Here is a 2012-nt window from a genome sequence, read left to right as displayed (position 1 = left end):
TGCGGATTCCGACGATGGCGCGCATGTATTCCGATCTGATGCCGCGCAGCGTTCCGATTTGATCGCGCGCAGGTGACCACCTGATCGTTGGGTAATGATGTCACTGTGTTCTCGGCTTGGTCAAGCCGGAGTTGTGGCGGACAGGCGGCGCATGGATTCGCCACTCATTTCGAGACGATGGGCGTTGTGAACGAGGCGGTCCAGAATGGCGTCGGCGTAAGTGGGGTCATTGATCAGCTCGTGCCAACGCGCCACTGGAAGCTGACTGGTCACCATGGTCGAGCGGCAACCGTAGCGGTCTTCAAGAATCTCGAGGAGGTGGTGCCTTGCATTGCCATCGAGTGGCTCGAGACCCCAATCGTCGAGGATCAAGAGGTCAACCCGGGCGAGGCTTTTCATGCGTGCAGCGATCCGGCCATCGCCCTTGGCGAGGGACAGTTCGTCGATCAGCCGCGGCAGTCGGGTGTAGAGGACGGAGCGATTATCCCGGCAGGCCTTGTGGCCGACTGCACAGGCGAGCCAACTCTTTCCGACGCCCGTCGGGCCAATGATGGCCAGGTTCTCATGGTTGCCGATCCAGTCGCCCTTGAGCAGCATTTCGAACATACGGCGGTCCAATCCACGTGGACTGCGATAATCAACGTCCTCGGGCACCGCGTGGTGTCGCAATTTCGCGTGCCGCAGGCGCAGGGCAAGGCGGCGGTCGTTTCGCCAAGTGGCTTCGTGGTCGAGTAGCATTGCCAGCCATTCGGCATGACTGAGGCCGGCGGCATCGCCGTTGCTCTCCATTTCTGAGAAGGCATGGGCCATGCCAGTGAGGCCCAGCTGGTTCAGCTGGTCCAGTGTCGGATGTTTCAGCATTCATGGGTCCTGTCAGTGATAGTATCCGGAGCCCCGGATGTTGGTGTGAAGGATCGGCGTGCGCTCCGGGGTTTCGCGCACGGGAACCTGGTCGAGCCCTTTCTCAAGGATCGATTTGACGCTGGGATAATTGCGAGCCTGGATTTCCAGTGCACGCAGTGCCGCTGCCTCCAGGCGGACAGCGCCAAAGCGCTTGGCCAAGCCGATTATTCCGAGGCAGGACCGATATCCTTGCTCGGGATGTGGCCGGTCCTCGATGATTTTCTCGACCAGCAAGGACAGCATAGGACCCACACGCGCTGCTTCTTCGCGGATCTTGGCCGGCGTCCATTCGAGGTAGCGCCGATGGCTGGACGGCATGTGCTCAGGGATGGTTGTGTGTCGGCCATTGCCAGACCCACGCATGTGAACGGCAATACGCTCACCGCCGAGGAATATCTCGACAGTACGGGCCGTGCAGCGGACCTCGACTTCACGGCGGGCGAAGCGGTAGGGCACCGAGTAATGATGGCGGTCGACGGCAATGTGGTAATCGAGCCCGACCCGGCACCGCTTCCATTCTGCATGGACCCAAGGCTCGGCCGGCAGCGGCTTCAGGTTCGGCGCGTCTACTTCCTCGAACAATTGGCGCCGCGTCTTTCCGAACTGACGCATCACTCGCGTATCGTTGAGGTCAGCCAAGCAGCCGGCGATCGCCGTATTCAATTCGGCAAGGCTGTAGAAAATCCGGTTGCGCAATTTGCCCAGCACCCAGCGCTCGACAATGCCAACGCAAGCCTCGACCTTCGCCTTGTCCCGCGGCCGCCTTGGGCGCGCCGGAAGCACTGCGGTCCCGTAATGACGAGCCATGTCGTTGTAGCTACGGTTAAGCATTGGATCGAAGTGACAAGCCTTGATCACCGCGACCTTGGCATTGTCGGGAACCAGCAACTGCGGCACCCCGCCGAAGAAGGCGAAGGCCGCATTGTGCGCCTCGATCCAGTCAGCGAACTGCTCGGTCCAGGTGGCACACGCGAACGACAGGCTCGATCCGCCCATCACCGCCACGAACAGATGGGCGTCACGAACTTCGCCTGTACGCCGGTCGACAACGACGGGGACCTTGTCTCCGGCATAGTCGACGAACAATTTCTCGCCGCCTGCATGGCTTT

General features: G+C 61.0%; 2 protein-coding genes. Both read right to left on the bottom strand.

Annotated features, from left to right (window positions below; genetic code table 11):
* Positions 1-120: 120 nt before the first annotated feature.
* The gene (gene istB / locus AC1Q5P_RS21820) at positions 121-861 is read right to left on the bottom strand and encodes an IS21-like element helper ATPase IstB (protein WP_039338375.1); all 741 of its coding nucleotides are present in this window, start codon (positions 859-861) and stop codon (positions 121-123) included.
* A gap of 12 nt (positions 862-873) precedes the next feature.
* A partial coding sequence (gene istA, locus AC1Q5P_RS21815) for an IS21 family transposase (RefSeq protein WP_492520017.1) occupies positions 874-2012 on the bottom strand: 1139 nt, incomplete at its 5' end.

The organism is Novosphingobium sp. GW835-FHT14H07, assembly GCF_058793515.1.
The sequence above is the reverse complement of the archived record's forward strand: the minus strand, read 5'-3'. Positions and strand labels throughout refer to the sequence as shown.